General features: G+C 43.9%; 7 protein-coding genes and 1 pseudogene. 3 read left to right on the top strand and 5 right to left on the bottom strand.

Going from position 1 to position 14,622, the window contains the following annotated elements:
- Positions 1 to 160 precede the first annotated feature (160 nt).
- Positions 161 to 1,717: a cellulase family glycosylhydrolase gene (locus MIC7113_RS21535; protein WP_315889687.1), complete on the top strand. Its 1,557-nt coding sequence runs from the start codon at positions 161 to 163 to the stop codon at positions 1,715 to 1,717.
- Between the two features lie 164 nt (positions 1,718 to 1,881).
- On the opposite strand, the gene psbA is transcribed toward MIC7113_RS21535, so the two are convergent.
- From psbA to MIC7113_RS21520, 3 genes and pseudogenes are all read right to left on the bottom strand, one after another.
- Positions 1,882 to 2,964, bottom strand: a complete 1,083-nt coding sequence (gene psbA, locus MIC7113_RS21530) for a photosystem II q(b) protein (RefSeq protein WP_015184297.1) — start codon at positions 2,962 to 2,964, stop codon at positions 1,882 to 1,884.
- Positions 2,965 to 3,128: 164 nt separating this feature from the next.
- Positions 3,129 to 3,362: pseudogene (locus MIC7113_RS21525) on the bottom strand (sulfide:quinone reductase); the annotation flags it as partial.
- Between the two features lie 97 nt (positions 3,363 to 3,459).
- Positions 3,460 to 3,990 (bottom strand): DUF3122 domain-containing protein, encoded by a 531-nt coding sequence (locus tag MIC7113_RS21520; protein ID WP_015184296.1) that lies wholly within the window; start codon positions 3,988 to 3,990, stop codon positions 3,460 to 3,462.
- Between the two features lie 219 nt (positions 3,991 to 4,209).
- Here MIC7113_RS21520 and MIC7113_RS21515 point away from each other — a divergent pair, with 219 nt between their 5' ends.
- On the top strand, positions 4,210 to 10,203 hold the full coding sequence (locus MIC7113_RS21515) for a trifunctional serine/threonine-protein kinase/ATP-binding protein/sensor histidine kinase (protein ID WP_015184295.1): 5,994 nt from the start codon (positions 4,210 to 4,212) through the stop codon (positions 10,201 to 10,203).
- 117 nt (positions 10,204 to 10,320) lie between these two features.
- Positions 10,321 to 11,601 carry a hybrid sensor histidine kinase/response regulator gene (locus MIC7113_RS21510; protein ID WP_015184294.1) on the top strand — a complete coding sequence of 427 codons (1,281 nt, stop codon included), beginning with the start codon at positions 10,321 to 10,323 and terminating at the stop codon, positions 11,599 to 11,601.
- A 26-nt stretch (positions 11,602 to 11,627) separates the two neighbouring features.
- Here the strand turns inward: MIC7113_RS21510 and MIC7113_RS21505 are convergent, their stop codons facing one another.
- The gene (locus MIC7113_RS21505; RefSeq protein ID WP_015184293.1) at positions 11,628 to 13,097 is read right to left on the bottom strand and encodes an SGNH/GDSL hydrolase family protein; all 1,470 of its coding nucleotides are present in this window, start codon (positions 13,095 to 13,097) and stop codon (positions 11,628 to 11,630) included.
- Positions 13,098 to 13,191: 94 nt separating this feature from the next.
- On the bottom strand, positions 13,192 to 14,532 hold the full coding sequence (locus tag MIC7113_RS21500; protein WP_015184292.1) for a glycosyl hydrolase family 8: 1,341 nt from the start codon (positions 14,530 to 14,532) through the stop codon (positions 13,192 to 13,194).
- Positions 14,533 to 14,622 lie beyond the last annotated feature (90 nt).

Here is a 14,622-nt window from a genome sequence, read left to right as displayed (position 1 = left end):
CCCTAGCGCGTCGCGGCGAACAACTCGTTATCGGGCGACAGCCGTCAACCCGCCCAACCGTCAACGTCCTAGAAATGGCTCACCCTATCCCCCTAGACCAAGAGGGAACGGCATGAGAACCTATCCAGGACTGATTGGACTGGGGTTAGCCGTTGTGTTAATGTCCCTGATTGGATTGGGTTGGTCTTCTCCCAATCGTGTGGATGCGGCCTCTGGGATGACCATTCAGCTACCCCTCTCGACACAAGGCTCTAAAATCGTCGATGCTTCCGGAAAGTCTGTTTTACTCAGAGGTGTGAACTGGTTTGGCATTGAAACCGAGTTACATGCGCCTGACGGTTTGTCGAGCCGAGACTATAAGGATATGCTGGCGCAGATTAAAAGCTTAGGCTATAACCTAATCCGCCTTCCTTACTCCGTGCAATCTCTGCGATCGCAGAATGTACAAGGCATTAACTACCAATTGGGCAGCAATCAAGAACTTCAAGGGAAATCGCCCCTAGAAGTGATGGATGCTGTGATTCAAGAGTCCAATCGGCTAGGACTATTAGTTCTGTTAGACTCTCACCGACTCAACGACCAACGCATTCCGGAGTTGTGGTACGGTGATGGGTTCACAGAAACCGACTGGATCGACACCTGGAAGATGTTGGCGACCCGTTACAAAAACTACCCCAACATCATCGGGGCAGACCTGAAAAATGAACCTCATGGTCGCGCTAGCTGGGGTACCAACAACTCAGAAACAGACTGGCGACTGGCAGCCGAACGCGCTGGAAATGCGATTCTCGCCATCAACCCCAATTGGTTGATTGTTGTCGAAGGCGTCGAGAAGAATGTCCCCGGTCAAAAATTAGCCGCTCATTGGATGGGTGCCAATTTAGAGGGTGTGGAAAAATTCCCCGTGCGCTTGTCTAAATCGAATAAGCTGGTTTATTCTCCCCACGAGTATGGCGCTGGTGTCTACAATCAGCCTTGGTTTAACGAACCCAGTTTTCCCAATAATTTAGAAAGTCGTTGGGAAACGGGATGGAACTATATTGCCACCAAAGGCATTGCACCCATTTTGGTTGGAGAGTTTGGCGGGCGGCAGGTTGATACGAGTTCCAAAGAGGGGATTTGGCAACGCAAATTCGTTGATTACATCCGTCAAAAAGACTTGAGCTTCGCTTACTGGAGTTGGAATCCCAACAGTGCGGATACGGGGGGAATCCTGCAAGATGACTGGCAATCTGTTCAGGCTGCCAAGCAAGAACTACTTCAAGGATTGGTGCTGGCAAACGGTTTTGGCCCATCTACAACCAGTAATCCCATCATTACCCAAACTCCGACAGCTCAACCGAGTTCTAGTCCGGTTGTGACCAATCCTTCTCCCAGCCCTCAACCCACTCAGCCTGTTGTAACAACAGGTCAAGGGGCGCTAAAAGTGTCCTCTAACCTGCAAGCAGATTGGCAAACTGGATTTTGTATGGGCATGATGGTGACCAATACGGGCAGTACACCAGTTCAGAATTGGCAACTGACATTTGAAATGAATCAGGCTTCAATTAATAATAGTTGGAATGGTAATTTCCAACCTCAAGGCACTCAGTATGTCGTCACTCCCTTGGATTGGGGTCGGGTGATTGAACCTGGACAAAGCCGAGATTTAGGATTTTGTGCCAACAAGATTGGGTCTGACTATCAACCCCGGCAATTCTCAGTTTCGCAGCGATAACTTCATTGCTCGAAAGTTTAGATGGGGTGAGGGGGAAGTGAAGCCATTGACTCTTTTCCTATCACCTGATCAAATATAAAAAACTAATCTGCATTCTCTTCTTTAGGGGGTGCAGATTAGTTTTAGTAGCGAACTCAGAAAGAATAATTCTGAATAGCAGAGGCTTAACCCTGAATTACAGGAGCTGCAAAGGCAACAGGTTGTGCTTCAGCTGCGGCTAAGTCTAAGGGGAAGTTGTGTGCATTGCGTTCATGCATGACTTCAATCCCCAAGTTGGCGCGGTTGATAATATCCGCCCAGGTATCGATGCCATGCCCTTGAGAGTCAAGGATTGATTGGTTGAAGTTAAACCCATTCAGGTTAAACGCCATTGTACTAATACCCAGGGCAGCGAACCAAATGCCGACCACAGGCCAAGCGGCAAGAAAGAAGTGGAGCGATCGCGAATTATTAAAGCTGGCATATTGGAAGATTAAGCGTCCAAAGTAACCGTGAGCGGCTACGATGTTGTACGTTTCTTCCTCTTGACCAAACTTGTAGCCATAATTTGCCGATTCGCTTTCGGTCGTTTCTTGCAGCAAACTAGAGGTAACCAAAGAACCGTGCATGGCAGCAAACAGCGCACCTCCGAACACACCCGCGACACCTAACTGATGGAATGGATGCATCAGGATGTTGTGTTCAGCCTGAAACACAATCATGAAGTTGAACGTGCCGCTAATTCCCAGCATCAACCCATCAGAGAAACTACCTTGCCCGATGGAATAAATTAACAGCACAGCCGTTGCTGCTGCAACAGGAGCAGAGAACGCGACTGCAATCCAAGGACGCATCCCCAGACGATAGCTGAGTTCCCATTCCCGACCCATGTAAGCATAAATGGCAATCAGGAAATGAAACACGATTAATTGATAAGGCCCGCCATTATAAAGCCATTCATCCAGGGAAGCGGCTTCCCACATCGGGTAAAAGTGCAAACCAATCGCCGCAGAAGTTGGGACAACGGTAGCTGTAATGATGTTGTTGCCGTAGAGCAAAGAACCAGAAACGGGTTCACGAATTCCGTCGATATCAACGGGGGGTGCGGCAATAAATGCCAAAACAAAGACGACAGTTGCCGTTAGGGCGGTGGGAATCAGTAATACGCCAAACCAGCCGATGTATAGCCGATTTTCGGTACTCGTAACCCAATTGCAAAATCGCGTCCACAGGTCATTGCCTGGGCGTTGAGTTAAAGCGGTTGTCATTGAATAAACCACTCCTTATGAAGTTCGATAAATAGAATGATGTTCAGCGCTCCAGCCAAGGGTTGCTTTTTGCGCCTAAAACTATATAACCAAATAGCTATTAAATTGTCAATAAAATTGTAGTTTGGCTAATGGGTTTGAAATTACAAGCCTATCAGCCAGAATTAGTTTGAACACTCATGAGTGATACTTGATTCGTTCTCAATGGGTTTAACGAGGGACAGACCGAGAGATCGCAATCCCCAACGCTCGAACCAGGGTACAGATAGACCGCAACGCATCTTGGCGAGGAAAAATTGCTCAAAAGCCTTTTTACTCCAACTCACCCAACGTCCTTGAAGTGCGATCGCACGTCGTCGCTGTCCGGTAACTGGATCGGGCAAGACTGGATTGGCAATCCCCCAATTCCTGCACCAATTACAACAATATGAGCCATTAATCGTAGAGACCTCGTTAATGCCCATCTTAACCCCAGATGCTTTGCAGTAATTTAACTTACACTTCAAGAGTTGCCAGAGTTTGCCACTCTTGAATGGCATTGGGTGGAACTAGTAATTTAACCACTGAGCCACTGGTTGTGATTAAGGTGAGTTGGAGTGGAATCTCCGCTTTTAACTGGGATAAGACAGGCATGACATCATACTGTCCTATGTTGGTCGCTGATAGAGTGTCCGTCAGGACGTTGCGAGAAATGTTCTTTGCCGTCAGACGTTGTCCCAAAGAGGTGGTTAAGATCAAGGGTTGAGTATGATCGAGTTCCACCACACCCGGAAAGCCAACCAGTCGCAAGTTAAGAGAGATTGTACCATCAGGTTTGATGCGCTTAAATGCGATCGCTTGCCAACGATTGCCCGTCTGATCCCGCAGGGTTTGCCTGGATTGGTAGAGCATCTGCCCTGGCGCTTCTTCTGTTTCCAAGACAGCCGCCGTTGCGGTTTTCGGATTGAAGCTACCGAAGCTCATCAGCAGTAATAAGCTGAGCAAGAGTAGACAGGAGACGATTGACCGATGGAATGGGTGTATCATGAGTCACTTACCTGATAATATAGCTATGTAGCTATATTGACACAATGCTTTTATCGGTCAAACGACTGAGATTAAGCAAATGGAGCCGTGGTATCAAAGTTGGTACCCATAAAAACAACCTTGGCGTAGGGTGCAGTATGACCTTCAGTTAGAGGGCTTTTGAGCGAAGAGGTGAATCTGCGTCAAGATAGAGTTTTCACTCGCACAAGCCCTTCAAAGATGAATATTTTAGCTCAATACCAAATCATCTCCACTCTGCACGAAGGGGTGGAAACAATTATCTATCGAGGACAGATACCCTCTCACCCAGAGTCAAGAATCCTCAAACTCCTCAAAGCCAAGTATCCTAGCCTAGAAGCCATTACCCACCTCAAGCACGAGTATCAAATTCGGCAAAATTTAGAGCATTCTAATATTGTCAAAGCCCTAAGTCTCGAAACTTTTAACCATCGTCTAGCGCTACTCCTAGAAGACTTTGGGGGTCATTCCCTTGATCAACATTTACAAACTGAAAAACTCTCTATTACGACTTGTTTGAGGATTGCCATTCAACTCACTCAGGCTTTAGATTACCTGCATCAGAACCAGATTATTCACAAAGACATTAAACCCAGTAATATCATCATCAATTTTCCGAGTGAAATTGTTAAATTAAATGACTTTGGTATTGCCTCACGCCTGTCTAAAGAAAACCCTATTTTCAATAATCCTAATTCGTTTGAAGGGACTCTCGCTTACATGTCTCCTGAACAAACCGGGAGGATGAATCGCACCCTTGACTATCGGACAGATTTCTACTCTCTAGGTGTTACCTTATATGAAATGCTCACGGGTCAATTGCCGTTTCAGAGCCATGACCTATTAGAGATTGTTTATAGCCATATTGCCCAATCTCCCACACCTGTACAGCAATTAAATCCAGAAATTCCTTCAGCTATTTCAGCAATTGTCATGAAATTGATGGCAAAAAATGCGGAAGACAGATATCAAAGTGCAGCGGGACTATTAGCTGATTTAGAATTTTGTCTCAATTCGTTCAACAACCCAATAGAAATTACTAATTTTAGTCCAGGACGCTTAGATATTTTAAGTCAATTATTAATTCCACAAAAATTATATGGTCGAGAAACCCAAGTCACTCAACTCTTAGCTGCTTTTGAGCGAGTTTCTGGGGGAGAAACACAGGATAAAAAGCCTTTTCAAACTGAGTTGATGCTCGTTAGGGGTTACTCTGGTATTGGAAAATCGGCTGTTGTCAATGAAGTGAATAAACCCATTACACGCCAACGGGGTTACTTTATTGCTGGAAAATTTGACCAATTTAAGCGAAATATTCCCTATGCATCCCTAACTCAAGCGATTGGGTCATTGATGCGTCAATTATTGACGGAAAATAATGCCAAATTACAAGATTGGCGCAACAAGATTTTAACGGCTATTGGGTCAAATGGACAAGTAATTATCGACGTGATTCCAGAAGTAGAATTAATTATTGGTAAACAGCCAGAAGTTCCACAACTGGAGCCAATAGCCTCACAAAATCGTTTCAATCGAGTCTTTAAAAGATTTATTCAGGTTTTTACTCAAAAGCAACATCCTTTAGTGATATTTTTAGATGATTTACAATGGGCTGATTCGGCGACTTTAAAATTAATGCAATTATTAGCCACTGATTCAGACCATAAATATTTACTATTGATCGGTGCTTATCGAGATAATGAAGTCAGTCCTACCCATCCTTTAATTCAGATAGTAGAAGAAATTCAACAGGCAGGGGCAGTGGTTAATAATATTGTTCTGCAACCTCTTGAATTAGCTGATGTTACTCAATTAATTACCGATACATGTAATAATTGTATTGAAGAAAATGCCGAATTAAACGGTCTTTTTCATCCTCAGAATGAAAAAACTAAGGAGTTAGCAGAATTAATCTGTAATATAACAAAAGGTAATCCTTTTTTCTTAACTCAATTACTCCAAACCATTTATCAAGAAAATTTATTAAGGTTTGATTTTAGCACCGCTTCTTGGCAATGGAATTTAGAGGAAATCCAGGCTATTTGCATTGCTGATCAGACGGTGGTGGAACTGGTCACCAGAAGAATACAAAAGCTGCCAGAAGCAACTGTCAAAGTTTTAAAATTAGCGGCTTGTGTCGGGGATAAATTTACTTTAGATGTGTTGTCAATTGTCAGCGAACAGTCTCCTATTACAACGGCTATTGCACTCTATCCCGCTTTACAAGCAGGGTTAATTCTACCGTTGAGCGAAGCCTATAAAATCCCCCTTGTGTTTGAAGAAATTGAAGTAGAACCTAATGAAACTGGAAGCGAATTTTTGAGTGAAAGAGAGGATGATAAGCTATCCAAAATCCAAAATCTAAAATCTACAATTGCTGGAGTTGGTTACAAGTTTTTACATGATCGCGTACAGCAAGCCGCTTATTCACTGATTCCCGAATCTTCAAAACGAGAAACCCACCTAAAAATCGGTAAATTGCTACTTGAATCTATTCCGGAATCAGAAATTGAAGAAAATATCTTTGAAGTTGTCAATCAACTAAACATTGGTATTGAGTTGATTGCCGAACCCACAGAAAAAGTCAAGCTAGCTCAACTTAATTTAATAGCTGCTGTCAAAGCCAAGGCAGCAACGGCATATGAACCCTCCCTTAAGTATTTAAAAATAGGGCTTGGACTGATTTCCGCAGATAGTTGGATTCATCAGTATGATTTAACACTAAATCTCTATATCGAAGCGGTGGAAGTAGAATACTTAAACACCAACTATCAACAGTCAAAAGCGTTAATTGATATTGCCCTAAAACAGGCAAAAACAGTCCTTGATCAAGTAAAAATTTACGAAAAGAAGATTAAATTTTATACCAGCCAAGGCAATTTTATCGCAGCCATTGATACAGGATTAGAAATTCTGGATCTATTAGGAAATCCGCTGCCAAAAGACTCAGCGGGCATTGAACAAATCTCGGAGCATTTGCGGTCACAATTGAGGTTTGAAGTCAATCAAATCGCTAAATTGGCAGATTTACCCAAGATGAATGATGCTGTCAAACTGGCAGCCACTCATATCTTAGCGACTCTTATCCCTCCAGTTTACTTTGCTCAGCCTGCATTGTTATTTCCAGTGATTTTGTCACTGGTTCATTTATCCGTTCAGTATGGTAATGCCGCCTCTTCCGCTTACGGATATTGCCTCTACGGTTTGCTTCTATGTGGTGCATTGGATGATATTGAGGCAGGGTATGAATTTGGACGATTGTCCTTAAATGTGTTAGAGCAATTTGCCAGTGATCCGATTAAATGTCAAGTACACAAAGTCTTTGCCAGCCATATCCAACCCTGGAAAGAACCCCTTCGGGAAGCCATGAAAAATTTCATAACCGCAATTCAAACGGGGTTAGAAACAGGGAATGCTGAATATATGGGATATGGCAGTGCGGAGTATTGTATGTACTTGTTTTTTAGCGGAGAAAACCTAGCGGTTGTTGCTCAAAAGACCGAGCCTTATGAAGAATTACTAGAAAAATTAAAGCAAGAATTTGGAATTTTTTACCTTAAAGTGGGTCGGCAAGTGGCATTAAACTTAGCTGGTAAAGCTGAATCTCCTTGCTTGTTAACAGGAGCCGATTTTCAAGAAGAAACGATGTTTTTACGGCTAGAAGAAGCAAATTATAGAATGATTATATTTTGCTTCCACCTGTTTAAGTTAATCTTGCTTTATAATTTTAAAGATTACACTAATGCCCTAATTCATGCCGAACACGCTGTAAGTTACTTAGATGCAGTTGTCGGTACAATTTATGTAGCTGAACATAATTTTTACCATTCTCTCATCCTCCTAAAAATTAGTTCATCGCTCTCACCCCGCAAACGAAAAAAATATTTGCTCCAAGTTCAATTTAATCAAGAAAAGATGAAGCAATGGGCATTCTATGCGCCCATGAATTTTCAGCATAAATATGACTTGGTAGAGGCAGAAAAAGCCCATGTTTTAAAACGCCCTTTGGCAGCAATGGATTACTACGATTGTGCTATTCAAGGTGCCAAAAAACAGGGGTACATTCAGGAAGAAGCGCTAGCGAATGAACTAGCAGCAGAATTTTATCTCGCTTGTGGTCGAGAAAAAGTTACCCAAACCTATATGCTCGAAGCCTACTATGGTTATTTTACCTGGGGAGCGATCGCGAAAGTTAAAGATTTAGAATCCCGATATCCTTTTCTCAAAACGCAAACTTACAAGCCGGAAATCCCACAACTCAAAGTTACTCACACCACGACGGAAAGCACATCCACGGGTCATTTTAGCAATTTCTTAGACTTAGCGAGTTTTATCAAACTTTCTCAAGTGATTACGAGTGAAATTGTCCTGGAAAAGTTGTTGAATAAATTAATCAAAATTTTGTTGGAAAACGCGGCGGCTCAAAAAGCTGTACTGCTGCTGCTCAAAGATGAACAACTCTACATTGAAGCGACGGGTAAGACAACTGATGAAGTCGTGACGATTTTACAATCGATTCCGGTGGAGACAAGCCAGGATTTGCCTCTCTCCGTTGTCAACTATGTCTTGAGGAGCCAAAAAAATCTTGTCTTAAACGACGCAACGATTGCCGAGCCGTTTAATGCAGATTCCTATATTCAAAACTCTCAACCCAAATCAATCCTTTGTTTACCGATTGTTTATCAATCCAAGCTGCAAGGTATTATTTACCTAGAGAATAATCTGGCAGTGGCGGCTTTTACCCAAGAGAGGGTAAAAGTATTAGAAGTTTTAGTTTCACAAGTTGCGATCGCAATTGTTAATGCCCAACTCTACGCTCAAGTGCGCGAAAGTGAGAGCCGAATGAGGCAATTTCTCAATGCAATGCCAGCGGGAGTGTTTGTCACCAATAGGCAAGGTCAGCCCTACTATACCAATCAAATTGGACAACAGATTCTCGGTCAAGGCGTTGTTGATACACTCACCGCCGAGCAATTACCAGAAGTTTATCAAGCCTATCTCGCTGGAACTAATCAATTTTACCCCAGTACTCGCGAGCCAATTGCTCAAGCCTTGCAAGGGAAAACGGTGAAAATTGATGATATGGAAATACGCCACTCTGATAAAAGTATTCCCATAGAAGTGTTGGGAACGCCTATCTATGACGAAGAGGGCAATATTGCTTACGCGATCGCGGCTTTTACAGATATCACAGAACGCAAACAGGCAGAAGCAGAACGAGAAAAGTTTCTGAATGAACTGTCCCATCTCAATCACGATTTAGAACAAGCCAACCAGCAACTTGAAGAATATTCCCACACCCTAGAAGCAAAAGTCGAACAGAGAACCGCCGCCTTAAAAGCCGCCCAAAAGCAGATTATTGCCAAAGAAAAACTTTCCTCCTTGGGTGCTTTAACCGCTGGGGTGGCGCATGAAATTAGGAATCCGCTCAATTTTGTCAACAATTATGCCGAGGGTTCTGTGGAGTTGACCGAGGAACTTCTAGCAGAAATGGATAATCAAACTGAACATCTTGATGCAGACACTTTAGATTACATGAAACAGATGTTAATCGACATTCGAGATAATGCTGCCGCCATTCATCAACATGGTCAACGGGCTGAGGGTATTATTCACAGTATGATGCAGCACGCACGCATGGATAGCGGTCAACACCAACCCACTGACCTCAACAGTTTGCTTGACCAAGCCGTGCAGTTAGCGTATCACAGTAAACGTGCGATCAATAGTCAATTTAATGTGGTGATTTGCAAGGACTATGACGACTCTATCGGTCAATGGGAGGTAGTATCCGGCGACCTTAACCGCGCTTTTATCAACATGATCGATAATGCTTGTTATGCTGTCCAGGCAAAGCAGAAACACTATCAACAACAGCAGGAGAACAACCAACAGGGACATCTGTCTCACGAGGAGGAAGTCTTTACCCCCACGATTTGGGTGAAAACCCAACATTTAGGGGAAGCTGTAGAAATCCGCATCCGTGATAATGGTATGGGGATTCCACCCGAACTTACCGAAAAAATCTTCAATCCCTTCTTTACCACCAAACCGACGGGAGAAGGTACAGGATTGGGGTTGTCACTGACTCATGAGATTATTGTGGGGCAGCATGGCGGCACCTTGAAAGTGGAAACCGAACCGGGAGCTTATACGGAGTTTATTATCACTTTGCCCAGGTGTTTATCCGTTTGATACGGAGAGAATTGCTCAAGCGATCGCGATGATATCTGGTTTATAACATACAGTGGTAGGTCGTTTTTCCTCCTACCCCTTCTATAAAGTGAGCTTCCAGAATGCGCGGAGGTTTATGTGACTTTTGATGTAGAGCCAAGCGACGTGACACCAGCCAAAATCCTAATTGTTGATGATGAATTAGAGTTAGAGCGCCTAATTAAACAGCGATTAAGGAAGAAAATTATCGCTAAAGAAATTGAGTTAATATTTGTCCATAATGGTAAAGAAGCGTTAGATAAACTGAAAAGCGGACACCAAATAGACATGGTGTTGACCGATATTAATATGCCAGAAATGGATGGTCTCACCTTGCTCAATAAATTACGCGAAATCGATGAGACGCTTAAAGCTGTGGTGATTTCTGCCTATGGCGATATGAAAAATATTAGAACAGCTATGAATTGTGGTGCTTTTGATTTCATCACCAAGCCGATCAATTTTGAAGATTTAGCCATTACCATCAACAAAACGCTGAAGGATGTCAAAGAAGTTAGAGAGACCATGAAGCAGTTGCAACAAGCCCAACTTCAACTGCTTCAGCAGGAAAAAATGGCGGTTCTCGGTCAGTTAGTCGCCGGTGTTGCCCATGAAATGAATAATCCCCTGACCTGTATTGCGGGCTATACTGAGCTATCCAGTGAGGGGGTCAGAAATTTAATTAATCATATCCGACTCTATCAAGAACAATTTACTGAGCCAGGATTAGAGATTGAGCAACATGCAAAAAATATAAAGTTAGATTATTTCTTAGAACGGTTACCTAGGATGCTTTCTGTCATGACAGAAAGTACCAGTCGCCTTGTTCATATTAGTAACTCCCTGCGGACTTTTTCGCGTGGAGATATAGATTCTCAAGTATCAACCAATATTCATGAGGGAATTGATAGTACCTTGATGATATTACAACATCGATTAAAAGGTAACAATACCCGTCCAGAAATTCAAGTCATTAAAGACTATGGAGAAATTCCTTTAGTTAAATGCTATTTGGGTCAACTGAATCAGGTATTTATGAATATTTTAGCAAATGCGATCGATGCTTGTGAAGACTTGAATGAGAGTCGTAGCTTGGCTGATATCACTGAGCAGCCTAATACCATCACAATTCAAACTCAATTGAGTGAGAATCATCAAAGTGTCGTGATTAAAATTAAAGACAATGGCACCGGGATGACAGAAGACGTTGAGTCGAGAATCTTTGACCAATTATTTACGACAAAACCCGTCGGTCAAGGAACAGGATTAGGGTTATCTATTAGCCGTCAGATTGTGGAAGAAACTCATGGTGGTAGTCTGACTTGTTATTCGGTATTGGGAGAGGGAACGGAGTTTGCGATCTCTATTCCCATTGCTTAAAGACTGAACTTTTTATCCTTGAGCTTTTACTCTTTAGCTACAAGTGGAGGTCGGTAAACGCGAATAGATTGAATCGGCAAAATCCCCTTTTCGTTGGGGATAATTTCCAGCGTATGTTTGGCATTACTCAAGTTCTGTGCCAACGTTGTTAGATACTCTTGACTTGAGTCTTCAACCTTCGGTACAACATATTCATCTACAAACATTGGTAAAACTTGCCACTTAACCTCAAAACCTTTCGGAATCGGCTGGCGAGAGTATTCATAGGAATTTTTCAACCACCAATTATCTGGTTCAATCACAACTCGACCGGAATTAGACACAAACTTGCGATCGCTAACCTCACTGCCATCAAACCCTGTCTTAGAACCTCTAACTTCAAATTTAAATTGGCTGGCATCTTCGTTAATTTCAGTAATTCGTGCCGTCCAATCTTCAATAATCAGTGGTTTTTCCCAAGAGACTTGTATGATAGCGGGCCAATCCACACCAATCGCTTGACTTGGTCGTGTAATGGTATAAAGTTCAGGAAATTGAGAAGGGGGTTTGCCATCAATTAAAATCCGCCCTTGGTGGGATTTGCTATCAGTACTTTTGGCAGCAATAACATCTACCCGATTCCCCTCAAACTCTAGAACCAGCTTGCCATTTTTCCACTTCACATCCTTTCCCACAACATAAGTTTTCACCAAATCTTTCCAGGAATCGGTGGGAAATTTTGGGTTGTAGCGAAGTTGTCGCTTGACGAGACTTCCTAGCAGAAAATTGCCGCGATCGTTTAAGTGAGCATCGTCGGACAGCAAATCTTTGGGTTTCAACCAATTATCTTTTAAGTATTGCTTCCAGGGTTCACGAATTTCGATCAATTCACTTCCATACTTTTGGGCTATTTGGGGCAACCATTCAGTGGAATGAGAGTCGTGCCACTGGTAGCCATTAACCTTTTCTTTATCATCCAAGAAAGTGCCTGTGGGTAGCCAAGTGATGTGGTCGGAGTGAAATGCGATTTCGCTGGTGGTGCGGCGGCGCACGTTGGCGATAATTGACTCATATTCCGGTTCTGGCCCATAGACATGGAAGATCAAAAGATCGGGATAGAAGGGGTATAAGTCATGTTCAGCGGTACGGATGAGCACAGGAGAGGCGAATCCCCCAATCGCACGATTCTCGATTTGCAAATCCGCATTAGGAAAGCGTTGCCTCAAGTCCTTCTCTACCTCAAGCCACCATTCCTGCTTCGTAATGGATTGACCGTAGAACAGAATCCGTACCCGATGGCGATGCTTGGGAGTACTGGTTGCCAACAGCGTCATCGTTCGCTGAATGTTCGCACCAAAATAGGAGTCATCTTTCGCTGGCGCAGGTGGTGGATAGTCTGCCGTTTTATCAGAGGCTCTCAACATCGGAACGGACAGCACAACCAAGATCAGGACAACAAAAGATAGGCATAGCTTCAACCAATGCCGACGGCTGAATTGACGGATGGTAGATGTCATAGATGGGTAATACTTCCTAGAGAATTGGCATTATTAACCTTCAAACCTTCAAGCCTTCCACCTTCAATTTATTTCGATTTAGCCGGTTAGGATGTCACTTCGGCTGAGGTTGTAGAAGTTGAGGACTAACAACATTGGGAGACAGTATCCCTAACCAGGCCAAATTCTGGGTATAGTAAGCCGATTCATCATCCCAAATCCCCTGTTTATATTGAGGTAACAGTTTATCTTTAAGTAACTCCTGGGCTAAATCGGGGTTGGTTATCCGAAAGGCGGGTATGAGCATCGCATATTGAGATGTCGCCTCGTAGTTCACGGTCGGTTTTCCCTGGAGGTCAATCCGAGCACTCAGGCGCTTTTGCTCACGCCATTGCTTCTCTAAATGTTTGGTCGCTGTGCTGAGATATTTTTTAGCTTCGGGAGCGTTAAACCAAGCCGCATCCCAAGCCACTCGCCACCAAACTCGATAGGCATCAAAACTATAAACGCTCTGAAGCTTGCTCTGAGGTGGTACCGGCTGGTACTTTCCGGTTTGAGTGTCTAGGGCAATCCAGTCACTGGGTAAGCCAGCCGCCGAAACCTTGGACGACTGTTCGAGGGATTCATAGCTACTTTTAACCAGGCTCATCCAATCGTGCTCTTTGTCAACCTGGGCAAACAGGCGAAAAGCATAAGGGGCATAATAAGAGGGATTGAGATAGATAGTCGTGGGCGTGGGTGCAAAGGCTTCGGCCGGCCCGGGTAAGAGATAGCGTTTACCTCCCGGCACCTCAATGGTGGAGAAATACCACAAATCTCGCAGCTTGCGGCGTGCTAAATTCAGGTATTCTGGCTGATTCCAGCGGCGCGAAGCCAGGATGAGAGCGGTAATTGCATCAATGTCCGCATCACTGGCAAAATTTTTGTCAATCGGCCCCCATTTTCCCGGTTGAGCTTGTCCCCACTTCCACGCCCAAAGTTGGTCGCGATGAGTGCCGGTTTCCGAAAGTCGGTGGAGATTTTTTTCGGCCCAATCTAAGGAGAGAGCAAACGTGGTTGGGTCATCAATTAGAACCGCTCGCAGCATCGCATAAGCTTGCCCTTCAGAGGTGGAGCGATCGCTATCTTCATAGTCGATGACTCGCCCATCAACTTGAATGAATTGCTGCCGATAAATGTCCCAGCTTTCTTCGAGTAGCTCCCGGTTGGCCGTTGATTTGGGTAAAGAAGGCGCATTTCTCAACCCAGGCAGCGTGGGTGTTGGTAACTTGGGCGTTGGTGTTGGCTCTGGTGACTCCCAGGAATCGGATGAAGTCGGTTGTGGCGTTTCCGGTTGTCCCTGAGAAGAGCCGGAAGTACAGCCCGCTAAGCTCAGCAAAAGCGCGACGGCTGTAACCGCCCTCAAACACCGCTGACCCGGATTGAGAGAGACAATTTCAGTAAATTGAGGGAGCATTGGGTTCATTGCCCATGTGGTATAATTTGTTACTGTTTTCCCTGCACCCTGTCGCCACTTTAACAAAGGGATGGGTGTTTGGCGACTTAA

Origin of the sequence: Allocoleopsis franciscana PCC 7113 (assembly GCF_000317515.1) — a bacterium.
Lineage (GTDB): Bacteria > Cyanobacteriota > Cyanobacteriia > Cyanobacteriales > Coleofasciculaceae > Allocoleopsis > Allocoleopsis franciscana.
The sequence above is the reverse complement of the archived record's forward strand: the minus strand, read 5'-3'. Positions and strand labels throughout refer to the sequence as shown.